At 32.9% G+C, this 22,956-nt stretch carries 18 protein-coding genes and 1 pseudogene; 4 read left to right on the forward strand and 15 right to left on the reverse strand.

The window, feature by feature from the left end:
• The first annotated feature begins 2 nt into the window (after window positions 1-2).
• Window positions 3-2,228: a DNA translocase FtsK gene (locus AB3211_RS01190; protein ID WP_367364396.1), complete on the forward strand. Its 2,226-nt coding sequence runs from the start codon at window positions 3-5 to the stop codon at window positions 2,226-2,228.
• A gap of 1 nt (window position 2,229) precedes the next feature.
• Here AB3211_RS01190 and AB3211_RS01195 read toward each other — a convergent pair whose 3' ends face one another.
• From AB3211_RS01195 to AB3211_RS01205, 3 genes and pseudogenes are all read right to left on the reverse strand, one after another.
• Window positions 2,230-3,015 carry an ATP-binding protein gene (locus AB3211_RS01195; protein ID WP_367364784.1) on the reverse strand — a complete coding sequence of 262 codons (786 nt, stop codon included), beginning with the start codon at window positions 3,013-3,015 and terminating at the stop codon, window positions 2,230-2,232.
• A pseudogene (locus AB3211_RS01200) lies at window positions 2,998-3,402 on the reverse strand (AAA family ATPase); the annotation flags it as partial. The pseudogene AB3211_RS01200 and the gene AB3211_RS01195, both read right to left, overlap by 18 nt.
• Window positions 3,403-3,669: 267 nt before the next feature.
• Window positions 3,670-4,011 (reverse strand): hypothetical protein, encoded by a 342-nt coding sequence (locus tag AB3211_RS01205; RefSeq protein WP_367364397.1) that lies wholly within the window; start codon window positions 4,009-4,011, stop codon window positions 3,670-3,672.
• A 486-nt stretch (window positions 4,012-4,497) separates the two neighbouring features.
• Here AB3211_RS01205 and AB3211_RS01210 point away from each other — a divergent pair, with 486 nt between their 5' ends.
• Window positions 4,498-5,019: a helix-turn-helix domain-containing protein gene (locus AB3211_RS01210; protein WP_367364398.1), complete on the forward strand. Its 522-nt coding sequence runs from the start codon at window positions 4,498-4,500 to the stop codon at window positions 5,017-5,019.
• 78 nt (window positions 5,020-5,097) lie between these two features.
• On the opposite strand, the gene AB3211_RS01215 is transcribed toward AB3211_RS01210, so the two are convergent.
• Both AB3211_RS01215 and AB3211_RS01220 read right to left on the reverse strand, forming a co-directional pair.
• The gene (locus tag AB3211_RS01215; protein WP_341754650.1) at window positions 5,098-5,511 is read right to left on the reverse strand and encodes a helix-turn-helix domain-containing protein; all 414 of its coding nucleotides are present in this window, start codon (window positions 5,509-5,511) and stop codon (window positions 5,098-5,100) included.
• Window positions 5,512-6,160: 649 nt separating this feature from the next.
• The gene (locus tag AB3211_RS01220) at window positions 6,161-6,811 is read right to left on the reverse strand and encodes an ankyrin repeat domain-containing protein (protein WP_367364399.1); all 651 of its coding nucleotides are present in this window, start codon (window positions 6,809-6,811) and stop codon (window positions 6,161-6,163) included.
• Window positions 6,812-7,217: 406 nt separating this feature from the next.
• Between AB3211_RS01220 and AB3211_RS01225 the strand changes: the two genes are divergently transcribed.
• Together AB3211_RS01225 and cydB are read left to right on the forward strand one after the other, a co-directional pair.
• Window positions 7,218-8,600, forward strand: a complete 1,383-nt coding sequence (locus tag AB3211_RS01225) for a cytochrome ubiquinol oxidase subunit I (RefSeq protein WP_367364400.1) — start codon at window positions 7,218-7,220, stop codon at window positions 8,598-8,600.
• A 145-nt stretch (window positions 8,601-8,745) separates the two neighbouring features.
• Window positions 8,746-9,765: a cytochrome d ubiquinol oxidase subunit II gene (cydB, locus tag AB3211_RS01230; RefSeq protein ID WP_367364401.1), complete on the forward strand. Its 1,020-nt coding sequence runs from the start codon at window positions 8,746-8,748 to the stop codon at window positions 9,763-9,765.
• Between the two features lie 154 nt (window positions 9,766-9,919).
• Here cydB and AB3211_RS01235 read toward each other — a convergent pair whose 3' ends face one another.
• From AB3211_RS01235 to AB3211_RS01280, 10 genes are all read right to left on the reverse strand, one after another.
• Window positions 9,920-12,928, reverse strand: coding sequence for an efflux RND transporter permease subunit (locus AB3211_RS01235; protein WP_367364402.1), 3,009 nt, complete (start codon window positions 12,926-12,928; stop codon window positions 9,920-9,922).
• Window positions 12,929-12,939: 11 nt separating this feature from the next.
• Window positions 12,940-16,095, reverse strand: a complete 3,156-nt coding sequence (locus AB3211_RS01240) for a hypothetical protein (RefSeq protein WP_367364403.1) — start codon at window positions 16,093-16,095, stop codon at window positions 12,940-12,942.
• Between the two features lie 122 nt (window positions 16,096-16,217).
• Window positions 16,218-17,336 (reverse strand): efflux RND transporter periplasmic adaptor subunit, encoded by a 1,119-nt coding sequence (locus AB3211_RS01245; RefSeq protein ID WP_367364404.1) that lies wholly within the window; start codon window positions 17,334-17,336, stop codon window positions 16,218-16,220.
• Window positions 17,337-17,867: 531 nt separating this feature from the next.
• Window positions 17,868-18,677, reverse strand: a complete 810-nt coding sequence (locus tag AB3211_RS01250) for a glycosyltransferase family 2 protein (protein WP_367364405.1) — start codon at window positions 18,675-18,677, stop codon at window positions 17,868-17,870.
• Window positions 18,678-19,696: 1,019 nt separating this feature from the next.
• The gene (rpsT, locus tag AB3211_RS01255; RefSeq protein WP_341748197.1) at window positions 19,697-19,960 is read right to left on the reverse strand and encodes a 30S ribosomal protein S20; all 264 of its coding nucleotides are present in this window, start codon (window positions 19,958-19,960) and stop codon (window positions 19,697-19,699) included.
• 30 nt (window positions 19,961-19,990) lie between these two features.
• On the reverse strand, window positions 19,991-20,404 hold the full coding sequence (rplQ, locus tag AB3211_RS01260; protein WP_341757714.1) for a 50S ribosomal protein L17: 414 nt from the start codon (window positions 20,402-20,404) through the stop codon (window positions 19,991-19,993).
• Between the two features lie 14 nt (window positions 20,405-20,418).
• On the reverse strand, window positions 20,419-21,438 hold the full coding sequence (locus AB3211_RS01265) for a DNA-directed RNA polymerase subunit alpha (protein ID WP_367364406.1): 1,020 nt from the start codon (window positions 21,436-21,438) through the stop codon (window positions 20,419-20,421).
• A gap of 15 nt (window positions 21,439-21,453) precedes the next feature.
• Entirely contained in the window at window positions 21,454-21,846 is a 393-nt protein-coding gene (gene rpsK / locus AB3211_RS01270; RefSeq protein WP_410521598.1) for a 30S ribosomal protein S11, read from the reverse strand.
• 9 nt (window positions 21,847-21,855) lie between these two features.
• Window positions 21,856-22,233 (reverse strand): 30S ribosomal protein S13, encoded by a 378-nt coding sequence (gene rpsM, locus AB3211_RS01275; protein WP_367364408.1) that lies wholly within the window; start codon window positions 22,231-22,233, stop codon window positions 21,856-21,858.
• A gap of 61 nt (window positions 22,234-22,294) precedes the next feature.
• The gene (locus tag AB3211_RS01280; RefSeq protein WP_367364409.1) at window positions 22,295-22,933 is read right to left on the reverse strand and encodes an adenylate kinase; all 639 of its coding nucleotides are present in this window, start codon (window positions 22,931-22,933) and stop codon (window positions 22,295-22,297) included.
• Window positions 22,934-22,956: the final 23 nt, after the last annotated feature.

Consider the following 22,956-nt stretch of genomic DNA (forward strand, 5'->3'; position numbering starts at 1 on the left):
TTGTGCTATATTACATAAACAGGATTTTTACTAATAATAGAGTGCAGTCTGCTTTATTAATGTTGGTGGGCTGTTCTACTGCTCTATTACTAGTGACTTATAATCCAAATGATCCTTCCTTTAATTCTGTCACAGACAAATATCCTAGCAATTTATTAGGTCATTTCGGTGCTTATTTGGCAGATCTTTTTTACCAGCTTTTTGGTATAGCGTCCTTTATTTTGCCAATTTGTTGTATTTTTTGGTCTCTGAGTGTATGGCGTTTAAAGAAGAAATGGGCTAGCGTCAGGATAATTGCGATGCTGCTGTCAATTATATCATTATCGATAGTCTGCACTAATATAAAAATTAATTATTTACCGGCAGGTGCAGGTGGTACAACAGGTACTATTATTTATCCAATAATCAAGCAACTCGACAGTAGAGCCGATTACGCTTTAATTATTACTACATTTATTTTATTATTTTTATTGACTGAAATAAAATTTTCAGTTTTCTGGATCGCTATAATTAAATTATTCAAACTAGTACCTTATAAAAAATTTATACTTTTACCTACAATATCGACAAATACCAAGTCAACAAAACAAGTTTTGATAAAAAAGATACCTTTTATTAATCAAGAAGAAGCAGCATATGCTCATAAAATAGATGCATTACAAGAAAAAAATAATGACATACAATCCCATTTTTTAAAACAACAATCTCCATTCAAAAAAGAAAATAGCGAACTACCATACTTGCCCCCTATCGAATTATTAAAACAAGCTAGTGATCCCAATATAAAAGCAGAGACTTTATCAGAACTACAACATAATGCCCAAACACTGTTAACTGTTCTTGGGGATTTTGGTGTAAAAGGTCAGGTCATTAATATTAGCCAAGGTCCAGTGGTAACGTTATATGAATTTGAACCAGCGGCAGGTACTAAATCTTCTAGGATTATAGGTTTATCAGATGACATTGCTAGATCTTTATCGGCAATATCAACTAGGATAGCCGTAATACCGGGTAGAAACGTTTTAGGTATTGAATTACCAAATAAACAACGAGCATTCTTTTGTCTAAGAGAATTAATCGAAACATTGGAATATCAAGATAACAGTATTATGCTACCATTGATTTTAGGAAAGGATCTAGCTGGCAAACCTTTTGTTGCAGATTTAGCAAAAATGCCACATCTGTTAGTTGCTGGTACGACAGGTTCCGGTAAATCAGTGGCAATTAACGCTATGATAATTTCCCTACTGTACCGCTATACCCCGGAGGAATGCCGTTTAATAATGATCGATCCCAAAATGCTTGAATTATCTACCTATGATGGCATACCACATCTTCTAACGCCAGTGGTTACTGAGCCAAGCAAAGCAGTGGTAGCCCTTAAATGGGCGGTAAAAGAGATGGAAAATCGTTATAGGGCAATGTCAAATATTGGGGTAAGAAATATAGCAGGTTATAATGCTAAAATTTCAGAAGCTACATCGGCAGGTAAAATATTAGAGCGTACTATTCAAACAGGATTTGATCCGGAAACTGGTAAGCCTATCTATGAAACAATTGCAATGAATATGGAAAAATTACCATTCATTGTAGTAATTGTTGATGAAATGGCTGATTTAATGTTGGTAGCTGGCAAAGACATTGAATTGTCAATACAGCGTCTAGCTCAAATGGCAAGAGCCGCAGGTATTCATATTATCATGGCAACTCAAAGACCTTCTGTTGATGTTATTACTGGGGTAATCAAAGCTAATTTCCCAAGTCGTATCAGTTTTAAAGTAACTTCTAAGATTGATAGTAGAACTATTCTTGGTGAACAAGGGTCTGAGCAGTTACTAGGTATGGGAGATATGCTTTATATGGGTAATTCTTCGAAGATTACTAGGGTTCATGGTCCATTTGTTGATGATCAAGAAGTAGAGAAGGTTACCCAATATTTAAGGTCCACGGGAATGCCTGAATATATTTCAGCAGTGACCCAACAACTAGATGATGATGAAGTAAATGGCGAAAGTCTAGGAGATGATTCAAGCAGTGATGAAACTTTATATAAAAGAGCAGTACAAATCGTACAATTAGAACGAAAAGTATCAATCAGCTATATACAAAGATGTTTACGAATTGGCTATAATAGAGCAGCTACTCTTGTTGAAAAAATGGAACAAAATGGGGTAATATCTCCTCCTAACCATACTGGTAAGAGAGAAATATTATTGCCAGAAAATTAGTTCACGTCCATATATTATTTCCCCATAACATATCTAGAAACTCTCTTATAGGCCAAATAGTAATTTCTTTATTGTCTAATACGATTACACGTTTTGTTTTTTCTAAGCTAATAACATGTAATTTAAAATTATGCTCTTTTGCAAATTCTAAAAGTCCTTTTAAATGATTTTTTTGTATAGAAGAGGAAATTTTAACTTCAAATGCATTATCCTGTACGATAAAATCAACCTCGTAACCTTCTTTCGTACGCCAATAACATAACTGATCTCTTTTATCATTTAGATATTTATATGCTATAAATTCTAGAAACACATAATGCTCAAAAGCTTTACCAGCTTCAAATCCTATCATTTCTTGATACTCATATTTTCTTAAATAATTAACAAGAGCAGTATCAAAAAGATAGAATTTAGGTGTTTCTGTAATAATTTGTCGTTTAGTACGTGATCTATAAGGATATAAATGATACCCAAGATACATATCCTCTAATATTTCAAAATATGTTCTAACAGTTTTTGCATCTACTGCACAATCCCGAGCAATATTACTATAATTGATCATCTCACCATTAGAAATTCCTATAATTTCTAAAAATCTAGCAAAAGCCTCTCTTTTCCTCAGACTTGCCTCAAATTGGACTTCCGGTAAAATATAATCATATAAATATGAAGCTAAATATTTATGAATATTCTGCGAAGCTATATAATGGTCTGGAATAAGCCCATGATTACATATTTTATGCCAATTCAGCTCTTTCAGTTCAGGATAACATAGTGGTAAAAACATATATCTCCAAGCTCTACCTCCAAGTAAATTAGCTCCAGTTGATTTTAATCGCCTTGCACTTGATCCACAAAGAATAAATTGTAGAGAATTATTTGCCAAAAACTTATTTGATTCTATTAAATGATGCACTTCATCAAGAAGCAAAGGTACTTTTTGTACTTCATCGATAATGATAGTAGATACTTTATTTTGTGCGTTTATTTCTTCTCTTAAACGTTCCGGATGTTGGAAATAAATTTGATATATATCTGCTTGCAGTAAGTCTATATAAAGAGCGTTTGGAAAGCATTTTTTTAAATATGTTGATTTACCAGTTTTACGAGCCCCCCATAAAAAACAAGATTGCTTCTCAGGTAATTTTAAATTTAAACATCTCTTGATAATCATGAATATATTCCTAATAAATCTGATATTTAAAGATTATATTCCTAATATATCTCTTTGTCTCTTATTTTTATATATATTGAGTTAGGGTATACTCGCATGAATCTTGAACATATACTACTCGTAAATGAAGAGTTGATAGACGAAGATCAAAATTATGAAGTGCTAGGAGTCAAAGGGTCGAGGAGCGGAGCGTACATTTAGTACGTGAGCACCGAAGATCCCTGAAGACGACAACGCAATTCTTGATTTTCATCGAGTATATAAGGATTATTCTTGTTTCTTGGTCTTTGGCGTAGTATTGCTAGAAAATACTCTAAATTCATCAAGTAGCATTTTTATGTATAACTGCATCTCTTCCAAATGAAATGTGATCTGTGATACACCTTGCTCTTTCTTAGTAGTTAGAGTAATTAACTCTTTTATTTCTTTATGCAATAGTGCTACTTCATCTTTTGCCTTGATGTAGGTATTGGGGAAATCTTTACTGGTGCTAAGAATATTGTTATAGTTTAGTTTGATATTATTAAACCACCTAACCAATAACCTAATTAACAACATCTGCCCAATGATTATGCTAAATGCTAGAATGACTAATAGTGGGTAATACATATTCTATTTCCATTGTATTGTTCTAAGATTGATACCATTTACATTATAGAATTATAGTATTACTAGGATTGTGAAAATAAATGGGGTTGAAATAGGTTGATTTGGGGTTGATTTGGTTAAGAAATTTGTATATGATCATAGTATACCTCAATAAAAGGGTTATTATTTAAATAGCATTTGATGCTATTTGATTAATGCTAATAGTAAGTACTTAGAAATTTTGCGAACTTGAAAGTACTTACCAGTTGACTATAATATTCAATATAATACTTGAGCTTTATTTAAGAGTAGAGCTTAAGTATTATATTGTTTTTTTAGTTTGAGATTTAGCAAAATATATTCTTTGCTTTAAAAAATTAATCAATAATCATTGATCTCTTTTTTAATAATCTCATTCTATTTTGCTAGTTTATTATAGTTATTTTGAGGTGTCAAGAAAAAATATTTCTACAGTGGAAGTATTTAATTTTTAATTGTTCTGAGTATATGGCTCTTGTTCACCCAATACAAGAATTCCTCAAAAGAAAGTTTGATGAATTAAAATTAACAAGAAAAGATTTTGCTGAACAAAGTGGCATTTCTTATTCTACTGTAACTAATATTATGCAATGTCTGAAAGCTAACCCAACTATTAGCAATATATTGAAAATTGCTGACTACTTTAAGTGTTCTATGGATGAAGTTGTAGGAAGAAATAAATATATTTCTTTACCTAATGTAGAAAGTCTAGAATTTTATAAAATTATACCAAGTGACATTACTTCTAATATAAAGAAGTTTTTGATTGATAAGGTAAATAAACAAAATTTAAACTTATATAAATTAGGCATGAATATAGGTTTTAGTAATAACTCTTTACATAGTTTTGTTAATAGTAATAGGGGACAAAAAACTTTAAATAGTCAAATTGTAGTAGCCCTAGCAGATTATTTTCAAGTATCACTAGATGAAATGGTTGGTAGAATTGCTCCTACTAAAAATACTGACAATGTTAAGTCTTCTGATTGAATTTTTAGTTGCTACTGACAGGCACTATAAATTTACTCATCTGACAATTATCTTGTAACCGTGTCTATAATCACACAATTAAGGTTTATGATATTTATCAATTATCCAATCTATAAATGTATTATCAACAGACTGCTTCTTCAAAGCATACTCATATACTTCTTTTATTAGAGTTGTAAGGTTTTTCAATGAGAAACTTAAGTTTCTTTCAATTAACATATTAATTGTTGCACTAGTAGCTTTACTAAAGATTTTTATCTGATCAACAGTTAGTATCTCAAGGTTTATTTCATTATCAACAACAAGAGCTTCCAAGTTAATGTCTAAGGCTTTTGCAATCAATTGTAAATTATTAGCACTAGGATTTTTTGAACTACCATACAAAATGCTATAGACAGTATTTCTACTTAGTCCAGTTTCCCTCTCTATATCTATAGCATTTATCTTTCTTTGAGCCATTAACGAGTTAAGTTTGACCTGTAAATTTGCCATAAGTAAGACTTTGTATACAAAATTAATATTTTTTAAATATAAGGTATAATAATCAAAAAGTAAATACCAATTACATTATTTCCGTGTTAATTCTAATTATTTCTGCTGCTCTAGCTGTTGTTTTTGTCTATATATAACCTCGAGTATCGATGTAATAAATTAATAGTAGGCTCAAGTAATCATCACCATTAGGGGTGATGTCACCCCTGCCACCATTATGTTACCCCTACCTCTCCTTTTATGTCACCCCTGCGTAGGCAGGGGTCTAAAACTATATAACATACCTTCTATGCTATTTTTTTAGACCCCGCACCCAAAGCAGGGGTGACATCCGAAGGGGCAGGGATGACACCCTAGGCTATTAAACTCGATAATCAAGTATTTTTCTGAAGGCTACAATTCATGGCAGTTTATGTCATCCGAGCTACGGCGGGGATCTTAAAAATCTTTAAGTCTAAGATGTTTTGTATTTTTAGATTCCCGCCTACGCGGGAATGACATCTTCTCGCCTTCTTTTCATGACTTTTAAACTGTCCTGAATTATATAACTCAATAAAAACCTGATTATCGAGTTAAACTGATGTCTTACATCGATACTTAAGGTTAATATATGTTTCATCCATTTTCTAATTGCTACCCACTTGCTTCATTAAGAATCAAAAGATAGCCCCTCATCTGCCCCTGACAATGGAACAGACGCTGCACCAATATCACGATCAAGTACATTTTGGTATATAGTAGTACATTTATTATTAAACGAATAATCAGTAGTGTAATCATGACTTGTTGCTTCATATAAGGATTCTACAATATCACTTATCTTTTTTAAATGAGCATCAGATGATAAACCCATTGATTTGTTCTTCAATAATATAGATTTTAAAGTGTGCGAAAAAGCATTTATATTCTTACCCAGCTGAGCCTGAAACAACTCTGGTTTTGTAAATTCAGCACCATGTGCTTCTAATAGAAGAACATCTTCATAATTACCATTTCTAGAAGCAATGTTTAATGGTGTATTACTCTCCTTATTAGCTATATTTGGATCTGCGTTCATGTCTAATAACATTTCAGTGATCTCAGTACTCTTAGGATTGTTCTTATGTTCTGTTGCATAATGTAGTACAGTATTACCGTCTTTATCTTGATTATTTACATTACCTTTTGTAACTAAATGATTTACTAACTTTACGTTACCTGTTTTTACAGCTGTAAATAAAGGATTTTTATCAAATAAAGTAGTAAAACCACCATAGCATACTTTAACAACAACTTGTTTAAACATTCTTCCAAACGTCATATTTATTCCTCCAGTTAGTTTTTATATTACGAATTTCCGTTTCAAACGGAAATTCGTGGTCATAGTATAGTAAAATTCCATTACATGCAAGCAATATTTAAAAAATTTTTAAGATATCCGAGGGTAGAGATAACATAATGGCGATGATTACTTGAGCCTACTATTAATTTATTACATCAAATTCAGGTTAACTTAACGTGACAATCTAGTACGCATAGTGTATGGTAGCATTTGAAAATAAAATTGACTATAGTATTTTTTATCAAAGAAGCCTCTTATCGGTTGTAGTCAATTCAGGAGGGTTGGGTAGCAGGAGCGATGGAGCAACGCCTATATGTAATAGGCGATCGATCGAAGACGACACTACCTACTTCTCATCAATTGACTATAGCAAAAAAGTAACAATATGGAATTCGATCCTAATCTACTATCTCGTATACAATTTGCCTTTACCATAAGTTTTCATATAATTTTTCCGTCCTTTACCATTGGTCTTGCTAGCTGGCTTGCTGTTGTAGAAGGGTTATGGATTAAAACTGGCAATAATATTTATCAAGAAATATATAAATTTTGGATTAAGATTTTTGCTATTACTTTTGGTATGGGAGTGGTATCAGGCGTTGTTATGTCTTATCAATTTGGTACTAATTGGTCAGGTTTCTCTGATAAGGTAGGTAATGTACTTGGACCACTATTAGGTTTTGAAGTGCTTACTGCATTTTTTTTGGAATCATCTTTCCTTGGAATTATGCTATTTGGCTGGAATAGAGTCAGTAAAAATATGCACTTCGCTGCCACTTTAATCGTGGCAGTTGGTACAATTATCTCTGCTTTTTGGATTCTTGCAGCTAATAGCTGGATGCAAACTCCTACTGGTTATGAAGTACGAGCAGATAATATTTTATACCCGGTCAGTTGGTTAGAAATTATTTTTAATCCTTCATTTCCATATCGTTTTTGTCATATGATTGTAGCAGCATATTTAACTACAGCTTTTGCAATTGGTGGTGTTGCTGCATGCTATCTTTTACATAAAAAATTTGTTAACCATGCTAGAATCATGTTTGGCATGGCAATGTTAATGGCAGTAGCTGTTACCCCCATACAACTTCTTATTGGTGATCAACATGGGTTAAATACTCTAAAACATCAACCGGCAAAAGTTGCTGCTATAGAAGGTATATGGGACACGGAGAAAGGAGCAGGCCTTAGACTCTTTGGCTGGCCTTCAGCAGAAGAAGAGACGACAAAATATACTATAGAAATACCAAAAGTTGCTAGCTTATTACTGACACACAGCTTAGATGGAGAAGTAAAAGGTTTAAAAGAATGGCCAAAAGAAAATCGACCTCCTGTATTAATAATATTTCTTTCCTTCCGAGTAATGGTAGGAATCGGTATATTAATGGTAATTACTGGGGTTATTGCATTAGTTTTATACTTACGTAAAAGATTATTTGATACAAAATGGTTTCAATATTGGTGCATGTTGATGACTCCATCTGGTTTTATAGCAATATTAGCAGGTTGGTTTGTTACAGAAGTTGGTAGGCAACCTTATATAGTATATAATATACTCAGAACATCTGAAGTATCTTCACCAGTATTAGGTCAATATATCTTTGCCTCACTAATTGCTTTTGTTATAGTGTATGCTTTTATATTTGGCGGAGGCATTTATTATATTATAACTTTAATAAAAAAAGGACCTACTACTACAACTATAGTACTAGGTGAAGAGCTCTCATCCGCGGCTATGCGGGAAGGCACTGCCCGCGTGAATCACTAGTATGTCATTCCCGCTTCGGTGCGGAATCTAAAAAAATAGCCTAAAAGACTATTAAACATTATTAGATCCCTGCCGTAGCTCGGATGACATCGTTTTAACGTTAGTACTACTGTAGTACTAGGAAATCCAACAGGTAAGGTCAACCATGCTTAATTTTGCTCCCTATATAGATTTACCTTTGGTTTGGGGTGGAATAATTGCCACAGCAATCTTTCTTTATGTATTATTAGATGGTTTTGATCTAGGAATTGGTATATTATTCCCATTTGCTCCTACTCAAGATTGCCGCAATAAAATGATGAACTCTGTAGTACCATTTTGGGACGGTAATGAAACTTGGTTAGTTTTAGGTGGTGGTGGGTTATTTGCCGCATTCCCACTAGCTTATTCAGTTTTGATGTCAGCCTTCTATATACCAATTACCGTAATGCTTTTGGGATTAATCTTCCGCGGAGTAGCTTTTGAATTTAGATTTAAAACCTCTCTAAAATATTGTTTTATATGGGATTACTCTTTCCATTTTGGCTCTATCATCGCTGCATTATTTCAGGGGATTATGCTAGGAGCTTTTATACAAGGAATTAAAATTGATGGCAGGGTATTTGTTGGCAATGCTTTTGATTGGCTCACACCTTTTTCTATCATGACAGGCATTGCTCTAGTATTTGGTTACGCTCTTCTTGGTGCTACTTGGCTGATAATGAAGACTGACGAAAATACCCAAATATGGGCTCGTAAATCCGCATCATACGTATTAATGTATGTTATATTATTTATGGGTTTAGTAAGTTTATGGGTACCGTTTTTAAATGAGCGAATTCGTATATTTTGGTTTAGTATGCCTAATTTTATATATCTCTCATTAATCCCCATTTTAACTATTTTTACATTATTTAGGTTACTTTCATCTCTTTATAAGAATAAAGAATTTCAGCCTTTCTGTTACTCAGTTTTACTTTTTGTTCTAGGCTATTTGGGGCTTATCTTAAGTATTTGGCCTTTTATAGTACCACATCAAATATCTCTGTGGCAAGCGGCAGCGGCAGCAGAATCACAATCTCTAATGTTGGTAGGAGCGGCAACACTCTTACCAATAATATTGGGTTATACAACTTATTGTTATTATATATTCCGTGGAAAATCGACTCATCACCCTATGTATTAGCAAGTTGAGAAAAATTTTTATTTTTCAACAATTTTCTCAAAAATCCAAACAATGGCTTTGGTTTGTAATATTATACTTAGTGGGGTTAATATTTGTGCTATCATTATCCTGTATAATTAAAGCTATCTTTTATATATTTAATTAATAGCTTTTACTACTGCCCCCTGCCTCTTCTAACTTTCGACAGTTGATGAAAACCAACATAAAGCAAAGGTGTTACATAAAGTGTTAATATCGATCCAACAACAATCCCTGTTACCAAAACTATAGCCATTTGAAAACGACTATTGGCATAGTTGCCATTATCAAAGAAAAGTGACAACAAACCAATACTCATAGCTAAAGAAGTAATTAAAATTGCCCTGATTCTTGATGTTGCCGCTGTTACTATTGTTTTTAGAGTTCTTTGCCCCTTCTGATGCATTGCACTACACAACAACACACTATGCTTAGTCATTAATCCTGCTAATGTGATAAGTGATATTTGCGTATATATATTTAACCCCCCTTGAGAAAAATATAAGCTCAATAATGCTACACTTAAAGCGGCTGGAATTCCCCCAACTAAAATAAAAAATGATAGAATTGAGTCGTTAAAGCGTGCAAACATTAATAAGTAGAGTCCAAGTACAGATAGTAAAATTAGTACTGTAAATGATGATGTTGAATCAATAAGTATTTGCGTTTGCTCACTATAGCTAATATCACTATCATTTGGTAACTTGCTGTTTAACTGATTAATAAAATGAACTGCATCCTGTAATTTAATACCATGTTTAGCAGTGGCAATTACTTCAATGGAATATTGCTCATTATAACGCATAATTTGATTAACGGTATTCACCCTATTAATATCACATATATCCTTAAGCTGAATAAGGTTTTCTCCATTTTTCTGTGTTGTAATGAACATATTTTGTATATTACTTAGTGTCTTGCCAAATTTAGGATCTGATTTAGCGATGACATCATAGGTATTATCATAGTGCTTAAAGTTCCCTATCTTCCTAGCATTAAACAGAATATCTAACGTACTTGATATATCTCTCTGACTTAAACCATATTTAAATAACTTATCCTGATTACACCAAATTTTATAATCTTGTACAGGTGAAGCCTCAATAGCTATAACATTAGTAAATAAATCTTTTGAGTTAGTCTGTATAAAATGAACATCCTGCCAAGCATTCTCCATGGATGATTGGTTATTGACATAAAAGCTTAACTCAACGTTACCCTTTGCTGAACCAGCATTTTTCCCTTGAACAAATTTCACTGAAATATCTCCACCCACTGCTATTTTTGCTAGTTTAGCTTCAATTTCATGCAATGTTTGTACCGCTTTAGTTTTATCTTTTAATATCAACCAAATCGTTGAACGTGGTGATTCTTCAATGTTCAGAGTATATTTTATATTATCATTATCCTTGATTATTTTAGTAATTTTCTCCATATAGTGATGGATGTAACTTAAATTGGTATTAACCATAAAGGTGTTAGTAAGTATAAGCATATCTTTTTTTTCAAATGGCTCAATTTCTATTTTCATATTGTTAACTGCAACATATGTACCAGCCGCTACAACGATAGTCACCAAGGATAAAAATATTTTGGCATGGCGTATAATAAAAAATAAAGACCCCGTATATTTATAGGTAATCATATCCAGCATCTTATTAACAATTTGAGCAAATTTGCTTTCATACGTATTATTTGCTAATTTTAAAAACAATATGGGTGTTAAGGTAAATGCAACAATAAAGGACATCACTAAACAAGCAATTACTGACAAAGCAAATTCCTGCAAAATTTTTCCTACTTCTCCTTTAATAAACAAAATAGGGACATATATTACTACTAGCGTAAACATCAATATTAAAACAGATAAAAAAAGACTATAAATTGCTTGCAATATACTAGTTAAAGCATCTTTATTCTTCCGATAATAATGTTCAGCATTCTCAATCACTACAATAGAGTCGTCAACCACTAACCCTATAGCCAGTACCATAGCCAACATCGTTATAGCATTGAGTGTAAAACCACATAAGTACAGCATAACAAAACAAGCTGCAATCGAGACTGGAATTGCACAAATTGCAATAATTGAATATCGCAATGATCCCATTAGCAGTAAAACAATTACTGACACCAACAAGACCGATTCAAGCAAAGTTTTTCTTACTTCTTGAAATGCTTGTAAAATATCTTGGCTATCATCGATAATAACCTGAAAGATAAATTGGGGATTGGCTTTTTCATAATGTTCTAGGAAATGTTTTACACTCTTTGATACATCGATTGGATTTGTATCCGACTTAGCAAAAATACCTAATAAAACAATTTTATCCATGTCAAAATAAGCAAGGCTATGTGCTTCTTTATCTGATATTGTAATGTTGGCAATATTTTTTAATTTTACAGCAACATTATTACTTTCTAAATTGATTTCGCCAAAATCACTCAACTTATTAATTGCTGTATCAAAAGAAATATACTCTGTTTTATATTGATTTGATAACTTACCACCAGAGAAATCACTGTTTTGTAGTGTTAACGAAGCAAGAATACTATCTAACGGGATATAATATTTTGCAATCTTTTCAGGATCAATATCGATACTAATCACTTTTTCAGTCACACCAAAACTAGATGTATTGGCTACACCATCGACATATTTAAGCGTTTTTTTGATCAACTCAATATCATCAGCAGTAGCTGATACATTGTTCTTAGAACTCACCGCAATATACATCATTGGTAAAACAGAAAAGCTTTCAGTAGATATTATAGGCTCTTTAGCCCCCTCTGGCAGGAGAGACTTATTTTTTAATATAAAATCTCTAACTTGATTAATTGCTTGTTCTATAGGAACTTTTTTGGCAATAGTTAGAGTTATTTTACTCTCTCCTAACTGACTAATAGCAATAATCGACTTAAGACCATCAATATGTGAAAAAACTTCCTCAAAAGGTTTGGTAGTATATTTCTCTATCAGGTCCGGCTTTACATTCGGGTTAATGATAGAAATGTAAATATTTGAAACAGGAATATTTGGTAAAAGTTGAATTTTCAGCTGCAAATATGAGTATATACCAAATAGCACAACCACAATATTTATCACAATAAAGAAGCTACTATGTTCCAACAATCTTTTTATCATTTAATACAACTCTACTTCCATACTTGAGGTACTGTATTTAATTTTCGCTGGGTGTTAGATTTGGGATTGGTATTTTTTACAGCTGGAGTTACAGCAGTATCTTGTTTTACGATTACCTGCCGCTTTGAGGGAGGACTATTCTGTTCTTTTGATACGTCCCTAACTCCAGTTCCTACTATTTTTACTGTACTATCTACCTTAGCTGGAGAGTGTTCTTGGATTACAACTGGAGTTTTGTTGCTATGTTGTTCTACTAGTAGGTTAGTTGTAGCAAGTTTCTGATCTAATAGATCGGGCGATTTTTTTAAATCATCTAAACTAGGATATCCCTTAATGTCATTGTCTGCTTTTAACTGCTCCATTGTTTTTCGTGTGTCAACTAATTCTTGCTGAGCTAATCCACACATATCATGTTTTAATGCTGCACCGTTTGCCTGTTCTGTTTTATTCACAGCTATTTGACTTTTAAGAGACTGATTTTCTTGTTCATACTTTGCCAACTTACTTTCATGATTTTGCTTCAAAGCTGTAATTTGTTCTTCCAGCTCTTTGATCTTCTGTGCTGCTTGCCATGGTTTTTGATAACTGTTAGTCAGACGTGTCATATTCTGCTCTTTTGCTACAAGTTCTCGTTCTAGTATTTTATTAGCCTTAATCGACTCTGCTAAATTTTTCTCTATCGTATCTTTTTCTGCTTTAAATGCTTGCTCTTTTGCTTCATGAGCTTTAAGCTCTTCAACTAACTTAACCTGTAACGCTTTTAATTCGTCATCTTTTTCCTGTTGTACTTTAGTCAAAGCTTCTGCATTTCTTTCAGCATCTACTAAGTTATTTTCCAACTGCTTATTACCATCCTCTAAGGCTGTCATCTTTTTTTGTAGATTCTTACTTTCTTCCTCAAATTTGTTCTTATCTTCCACTAATTTTTGCTGAGCTTCTTCATACTCACCCTTTACCTTTCTAAATTCTTCATCCTTTACCTGTTTTTCTTTAGCCAAAGCTTCCATCTGATCTTTTAAAGCTGTTATATTCTCTTGCAAATTTAGAGACTTATCACTTTCCTCCTTAAGCTTGCTCTCCTGTTCTATTAATGCTTGCTGAGCTAATTCTAATGCCTGTTGTTTCTTTGCTATTGTGTCTTGCGTAACTTGTTTGTCTAATTCGTGAGCTGCTATCGTTTCATTCAACTTATCTTGTACCCTTTTTAATTCCACATCTTTTGCCTGTGTCTCTTTAGTCAAAGCTTCTGCATTTCTTTCAGCATCTACTAAGTTATTTTCCAACTGCTTATTACCATCCTCTAAGGCTGTCATCTTTTTTTGTAGATTCTTACTTTCTTCCTCAAATTTGTTCTTATCTTCCACTAATTTTTGCTGAGCTTCTTCATACTCACCCTTTACCTTTCTAAATTCTTCATCCTTTACCTGTTTTTCTTTAGCCAAAGCTTCCATCTGATCTTTTAAAGCTGTTATATTCTCTTGCAAATTTAGAGACTTATCACTTTCCTTCTTAAGCTTGCTCTCCTGTTCTATTAATGCTTGCTGAGCTAATTCTAATGCCTGTTGTTTCTTTGCTATTGTGTCTTGCGTAACTTGTTTGTCTAATTCGTGAGCTGCTATCGTTTCATTCAACTTATCTTGTACCCTTTCTAATTCCACATCTTTTGCCTGTGTCTCTTTAGTCAAAGCTTCTGCATTTTCTTCAGCATCTACTAAATTCTTTTCCAACTGCTTATTACCATCCTCTAAGGCTGTCATCTTTTTTTGTAGATTCTTACTTTCTTCCTCAAATTTGTTCTTATCTTCCACTAATTTTTGCTGAGCTTCTTCATACTCACCCTTTACCTTTCTAAATTCTTCATCCTTTACCTGTTTTTCTTTAGCCAAAGCTTCCATCTGATCTTTTAAAGCTGTTATATTCTCTTGCAAATTTAGAGACTTATCACTTTCCTTCTTAAGCTTGCTCTCCTGTTCTATTAATGCTTGCTGAGCTAATTCTAATGCCTGTTGTTTCTTTGCTATTGTGTCTTGCGTAACTTGCTTGTCTAATTCGTGAGCTGCTATCGTTTCATTCAACTTATCTTGTACCCTTTTTAATTCCACATCTTTTGCCTGTGTCTCTTTAGTCAAAGCTTCTGCATTTTTTTCAGCATCTACTAAATTCTTTTCCAACTGCTTATTACCATCCTCTAAGGCTGTCATCTTTTTTTGTAGATTCTTACTTTCTTCCTCAAATTTGTTCTTATCTTCCACTAATTTTTGCTGAGCTTCTTCATACTCACCCTTTACCTTTCTAAATTCTTCATCCTTTACCTGTTTCTCTTTAGCCAAAGCTTCCCTCTGATCTTTTAAAGCTGTTACTTTCTGTTGTTGTTCTTTTAGATCATTAAGTAGCTGCTCGTTTGCTTTAGTCTTTTGCAGATGATTTAATGAATTATCTTTTATCTCTGGGTGTTTAGGCAATTGTGATTGTAGTTGCTCTAGTTCTTCAAATGCTAATTTTTTCTCCATATAAGCATTATTCAAATCATTTTCTCTGCTCTGCAACTCTAATAATTTTGCTTCAGCTTTTTCAATATCACTCTGCAATAGTTCAAATTTCAAAGTATTTTCACGTGTTTCCAGCAATTCATCATCTGAATCCAATTGGTCAATTTGACTATTCGATCGCTTATTATCACCTGACATTATTTCTTGTTGGTTCGAATTTCCAGTTATATCACTTGGTGATTGATTAGTTTTCTGCACAGAATCAGTAGTATTTGGAACTTTTATAATATCAAGATTTTTGTCATCATTTACATATACTGTAGAATTCATTTGAGAACTTGCATTATCTTGAGTATTACGATTATTACTACCAATATACTGTTCTGGAGCAGAATTATTACTACTATTAGTTCTTTGTCCAGTATTCGATGAAGAATTTGAGTTATCTGAGGTATCACTACCATTAATATTTTGAGATTCCTCCAGTTCTTGCTCTTTTTTCTCCAATTCTTCCCGAAGCTTAAGTTCCTTCCTCTTTTGATCCTGTATAGTACCTGCTTGAATTCTGTTTAATTGCTTAAGTTGAGCTGTGTTATCATCATTATTCTCACGAGCATTAACAGAACTACAAAATAGCAGTATCATAAAAAAGTATAGTTTTTGAATTTTTTTATTCATTTATATTCAGTCCTCCGACAATGAAAGAAAGTATTAATATATTGTAAATATAATTGAAATATCCTCGATTTATCAAACTATTATTATAATTTGTCAAGTTTCGATTCCAGTGCGTCAATAAGTTATGGTCTATTTCGTATTGTTGAGTGAGTTGTCTCATCTTCAATCAAAACCTTTACTCCGTCATACAATCCCTTCTTTCCTGAAATAACCACTTGGTCATTCGGTTTGATGCCACTAACTACCTCTACACTTTGACTATCACTATCACCTATTTCAATCCTTACTTTTTTAGCTGTATTATTCTCAATAATATAGACATAGTAATAAGAGTCAAAAAAAACAGCTGAATTTGGCAATTTTATCCGTTGCTTGTTGCCATTGAAAATAACATTTACGTTAACAAATAAGCCCGGCATAATTGAATTATCATCATTTGGAATAAATGCCTCAATATAGACTGAGTGATTCTTATCTTGGGCAATTTCTGAAGTTTTAAAATCACTTAGTTTAAGGGCTAAGTTTAAAGCGGGAATATAGATGTTGACATAGCTCCCTCCCGAACTTTTAAATTTTTGATAGTCGCTTTCATCAAGACCAAACGCAACCTTGATAATATGAATATCATAAAGAACGACTATTTTATCCTTTTGTGTAACAAGCTCCCCAACAGTGACAAGTTTTCGTTCAACAATTCCACTTAATGGTGCAACAACATAATGATTGGTTTTTTCATCAAGTAATGTATAATATTTTTGTTTAGCATCCAAGTATTCTATGTTATGGTTCACATACTCTGTATATCTAATGAGATTCTTATCCAATAACTGCTTCATCGCATTAGATTTTTTCTCTTTAAGACGATACTCTTCATTTGCCAGTTCAATCAGATAGTCAATTTGCGTGGTATCTAATACCGCTAAAATATCACCTTTTTTAACATAGCTACCTATAGGCAAGTCAAGTTCTTTAATTCTTCCTGTTGTATTGACTTTAACTGCATGTGTTTCATAGGCTAAGGTTTTGCCTGTTGTAACCAATATATCATTTGTCTCCTCTGAATATTGAGCCTTAACCACTTCAACAGGAATTACGACAGCTTGATTGTCAACTTGCTGTGCTGGAGCTTGTCTATTGACTACTTTTTTGATAGAAACTATCACTACAACAGTCACTACTGCAACAAATAATAGTCCATATATATAGGATCTTCGACTTATTAATATCTTCCCTAGGGTCATTTGAACTTTACCAATATTTATTTTTGATTAGTTTGCCGATAATCTCTTTAATCTATTCATTTTCAACCTCGATTATACTCAAATCATTTGAGTATATATTTCTTATAACAAAAAACCGTAACAAACGGTTTTATTATTTCTAGTTATACATACAGTAAAATTTTATTTTGTGCAAGCAATTATTTTAAAATTTTTTAATTTTGTTTACAGAAAGTAGTAGTGTAGCTAACATGGAAATGTTTTAACCATAACTAGCGTATAGCCTTATATACATTATAGCTAACCTAGAAATGTTTGAGTCATAGTAATAGAATTGATGTTCCCCTTGCGAAAGCAAGGGTCTACACAATCTATAAACAACCCCTCAGGACATTTTTTTAGATCCCGCACCGAAGCTGGGATGACATCGATAGTAGCTAAATCTATATTTATACCACCCACTGGTAGTGACTTTTAAACTGCCCTGTATTTATGTCTATATGCTGAGCTTGCTACTAAACTCCTTACAAAAATTGTAGACTATTATGTAATCTATGCTTCTATGTTGTTATCGTCTTTTTTATTATTTAACAACTCTCTTGCTTTAGCAAGTCTTATAAACCGTGCAAAAGCAAAAATCATAGAGTCAACAAAACCATCAAAACCAAATACCCAATATCGTCTTATAAAAAATGATTTAAAAAAATAAACCATAGTTTCTGTAACAATTCTTGTTTTCGATGGACTCCTACCTAGTTTAACTAAATTTTCTGCTTGCTCGGAGGAATAGCAATTTGCTTTAGCTATCAGTTGTTCAATTGACGTGCCAAGCCTACGATAAATTATACCATTTAAATCATATATTTTGTTTTGTGAACTAATATTTAGATTAAATAACACCGAATCATGGGTAGTAATGTTATTATTATCAGAAAAACTACTATATTTACGATTATACAATCGGATGCATTTATTATAAGGAGCAAAGCAGCGAGTCTTATCATCATTACGGTGCAATGTGACAATTTTAGCACGATAGGCTAAATAGTTATTTTGATTATTTGAAGCGAATATAAACTCTATTTCATCCTGTAATTCTTTTGACAATGCTTCATCAGCATCAATATTTAATATCCAATCATTCTGACATAAATTTTCACCAAAAGTTTTTTGTTTAACATATCCATTCCATTCGTTAGAAATGACTTTGGCTTCCAAATTTCTAGCAATTTGCACTGTATCATCGGTACTCCCACTATCAATAACAATAATCTCCCCCACAATACCCTTAACACTATTGATAGCTCTTGCAACTCTAATAGCTGCATTTTTTGTGATAATAAAAGCGGAAATCTTTAGCATATACTACTCGTAAATGAAGAGTTGATAGACGATAGAATCAAAATTATAATAGTAGCAGGAGTCAAAGGGTCGAGGTGCTAGGCGTACATTTAGTACGTGGCTACCTACGATCCACAACTGTCGAAAGTTCGAAGGTAGAGCAGGTTTTAGAGAGATTTCGTGAATAAAAAAGTATAATATCTTTAATAAATTCCTTATCAATGAGCAAGGTAAATTATATTAGTCGGTGTATCTTTTAACTAATACTTGATTATATCTACTTTTTTACTTATGAAAATCCTCTAAAACCCGCTCTACCTTCGAACTTTCGACAGTTGTGACCTACGATCCCTGAAGACGACAACGCAATTCTTGATTTTCATCAAGTATATCCCTCTCAACTAGGTCCTTGCATACATTTTCTATCTAGCTGTGAAGGTTTCATTTTTATGGTCTATCTGTTCGTTATTTTGGGGAAGTACCCACAAATTGAATAATTTTTGAGGAATTTCTGAGTAAAAAAGTAGCCAAGTAACCACAAGCAGTACGTATATGTCCATGTATAGTACCCTACATTTTTCTATAATCGTCATCGCGAGGCATCTTTAGATGCCGTGGCGATCTAGGTAAACAGCAAAGCTGTTTTTTTAGAGTAACGCTTCGCGTATCCTGGATTGCCGCGTCGCCGCTTTCAGCGACTCCTCGCTAATAGACTATCAGCAGCCATTTTAATAGTGGTTATATAAAAAATGTAGGGTACTATGATGTCCATGAGGAACGAAAGCAAATTTTGACAACAAAATTACCAAAAAAATCAATTTGTGGACACTCCTTTTTGTTCTCGAATCCTCACTTATATTTACATACCTACTATTACCCACATCTTTTAAAAGTCGTATATTTGAACCTACTGACGTCATATATGACGTCCCACAAATCTAGAAACGTGGATAATAAGTAAGGCGGGGGGATGACACCGAGGCTATTAAACCGTTTTTCATCGAACTAAGACACAGAAGGTATACACAAGAAGCTAGAAGCTAATTCATATTTTTAATTTTTTGAGATAATCTACTGATTTTACGTGAGGCTGTATTTAATTTGATAATGTTTTTTGTTACGCCTTTCATTATTTCAGATTGTGCAACAGTCAAAGCTAATTTAGCCGATTCTTTTGAGCCACTAATAACTTCTTGCAAAACTTTTTTTATGTATGTTTTAATTCTACTTGACCTATTCTTATTTATTAAAGTTTTTTTTATTGTTTGTCTTATTGCCTTTTTTGCTGATGAATGATTAGCCATATTGATTATTTTCCTACAGATTCATTAATTTTATTCTTCATGGTTATGGCTTTCTGCTTTTGGAAGTCCACAGCCTTTACTATTTACATCTCTATCAACGAACTCAATATAAGCTACTGATGCCATATCCCCATAACGAAAACCAGCCTTTATTATCCTAGTATAACCACCTGGACGTTCACTATATCTTTTGCCTAAAACACTAATAAGTTTTTCAGTAGCAACTTTATCTTTGATTTTAGCAAGCACCATTCTTCTAGTCGCTAAATCAGATTTTTTGGCCTTAGTTATCAGCACTTCAATATATGGCCTAAGCTCTTTAGCCTTAGGTAAAGTTGTTTTTATTTGCTCATTCATCACAAGTGCCACAGCCATATTAGCAAACATCGCCTGTCTATGACTACTTGTTCTATTAAGCTTTCTACCCTTAATTTTATGTCGCATGTTATTACCTTTTATTAATATGGATCTTCATAACGCTTAGATAGCTCCTGAATATTTTCTGGAGGCCATCCTGGTATGTCCATACCAAATTTTAAACCAAAGCCTGATAATATATCCTTAATCTCATTAAGAGATTTTCTACCAAAGTTTTGAGTTCTAAGCATTTCTGCTTCTGTTTTGATAACAAGATCGCCTATATAAATTATATTATCATTTTTTAAACAATTCTGAGATCTAACAGATAATTCTAATTCCTCAACTTTCTTCAACAATGCTGGATTAAATGCTAATTCTTCTAACTTATCCTGTTTATCTTCTGTTTGTTCTTCAAATGTAATAAATAATTGTAACTGATCTTGCAGAATTCTAGCAGCAAGTGCTATAGACATCTCCGGAGTAATACTACCATTAGTTTCAACGGTCATAATTAGTTTGTCATAATCTGTAACTTGACCAACACGTGTATTATCAACTTTATAGGTAACCTTTCTTACAGGACTGAATAACGCATCTATTGGGATTACGCCAATAGCTAATTCCGAACTAACGCTGCTTGCAGCAGGAACATAACCTTTTCCCGTCTCACACACTAATTCCATTTCAAGCTGAACCCCTTTTGCCAAAGTACAAATCACATGATTAGGGGTTAGTATCTCCACATCATGCTCTGTTCCAATCATCCCAGCAGTTACAACGCAAGGACCAGTAGCCCTTAATCTGACAATCTTTCTTTCTGTAGAATGCATCTTAATGACCACAGACTTAAGATTCAAAACTACATCAACTAAATCTTCCTTAACCCCAGGTATAGCAGAAAATTCATGCACCACTCCTAGTATCTTTATTGATGTTATTGCAGCACCCTGGAGAGATGAAAGTAGAATTCTCCTCATAGCATTACCTATTGTTAAACCAAAGCCTCTCTCTAAAGGTTCAACCACAATTTTTACTATATTACTACTCTTATCAGGACTGTCATAAACTATCTTAGAAGGTTTTATCAATGCACTCCAGTTTTTATTTAATGATAACATTATTTACCTATGCCCCTATACTCTTCTTCTTTTTGGTGCTCTAACACCGTTATGTGCAACAGACGAAACATCCAAAACTGACGTAACTATAAAATTTTGACTAAATACCGCACGCATAGCTGATTCCCTTTGAGCCCCTGCACCTTGCACTCTAATTGAAACAGTTTTCAGACCGTGTTCTTTTGCAGCTTCTGAGGCTTTATCAACAGTTATTTGAGCAGCATAAGGCGTAGCTTTTCTAGCCCCCTTAAAACCATGTGTACCTGCTGTTGAAAAAGCTATAGCATTACCTTGCACGTCTGTAAAAGTAACAATAGTATTATTAAAAGTTGTTTTTATATGAACAACACCAAGAGTAATATTTTTTCTTTTTTTCTTGACCTTAGTATTAGCAGCCTGACTCATCATTATACCATATTACTTTGTAACTTTTTTCTTACCGGCAATCGCAACAGCTTTACCTTTTCTTGTTCGAGCATTAGAATGAGTATTCTGACCTCGAACAGGCAACTTTCTTATATGTCTAAGACCTTGGTAACTCCTAATATCCTTTTTCTTTTTGATATTAAGATTCACTTCTCTTCTTAAATCACCTTCTACTTTATATTCTTTTTCAATAATATTACGTAAAATAATAAGTTCTTGATCTGTTAAGTCTTTGACCCTTTTATTTTCAGATATTCCAGTTTTTTGACAAATCTTTTCTGCAGCAGAAAAACCAAGCCCATAGATATATGTTAAGCTCACTACTAATCTTTTGTTTGCTGGAATATTAACACTCGCTATTCTTGCCACAAATAATCTCCAAAATTTCGATAATAACCAAAAGGGAATAATATAAAAATATCCCTTAAAGTCAAATCATTTTTAATACTTTATATAAAACAAGTTCTACTTCTTCTTTATCCTTATTTGCATCAACAACATAGAACTCACTATTATCTCTATAATAGTTAAGTAACGGATAAGTTTCTATTTTATATTCTTCTATTCTTTGCTTAATAGTCTGTTCATCATCGTCTTGTCTGTGCATAAATTTACCTGATCCACAAACATCACAGACATTATCAACCTTAGGTTTAATGAAATAACTATTATAAATTTGTCCACAATTTTCACAATTAAACCTACCTAGAATCCTCTTGATAATCACTTGATCGTCTATGTCGAAAAACACAACTTTAATCTTTTGATTAGCAAACCTTCTTAGAAAATTAGCTTGCTCTAAATTACGAGGATAACCATCTAGAACATAACCGTTTTTATATATATCCTGAGTTAAAAACTCCTTAACTACATTATTCACCAATTTAGCAGGGGCAAGTTTTCCTTGTACCATATACTCTTTAATTAACAAACCATCCTTGTTATTAACCTTTACCATTTGCCTGAATATATCACCAGTAGATACATGAGGTAAATTTAACTTTCTTGCCAATAACTGCCCTTGAGTTCCCTTCCCTGAACCAGGAGACCCTATAAGCACTATAATCATTTGAAACTCATCTTTAAACATAA

This window comes from Candidatus Tisiphia endosymbiont of Nedyus quadrimaculatus (assembly GCF_964059235.1).
Classification (GTDB): domain Bacteria; phylum Pseudomonadota; class Alphaproteobacteria; order Rickettsiales; family Rickettsiaceae; genus Tisiphia.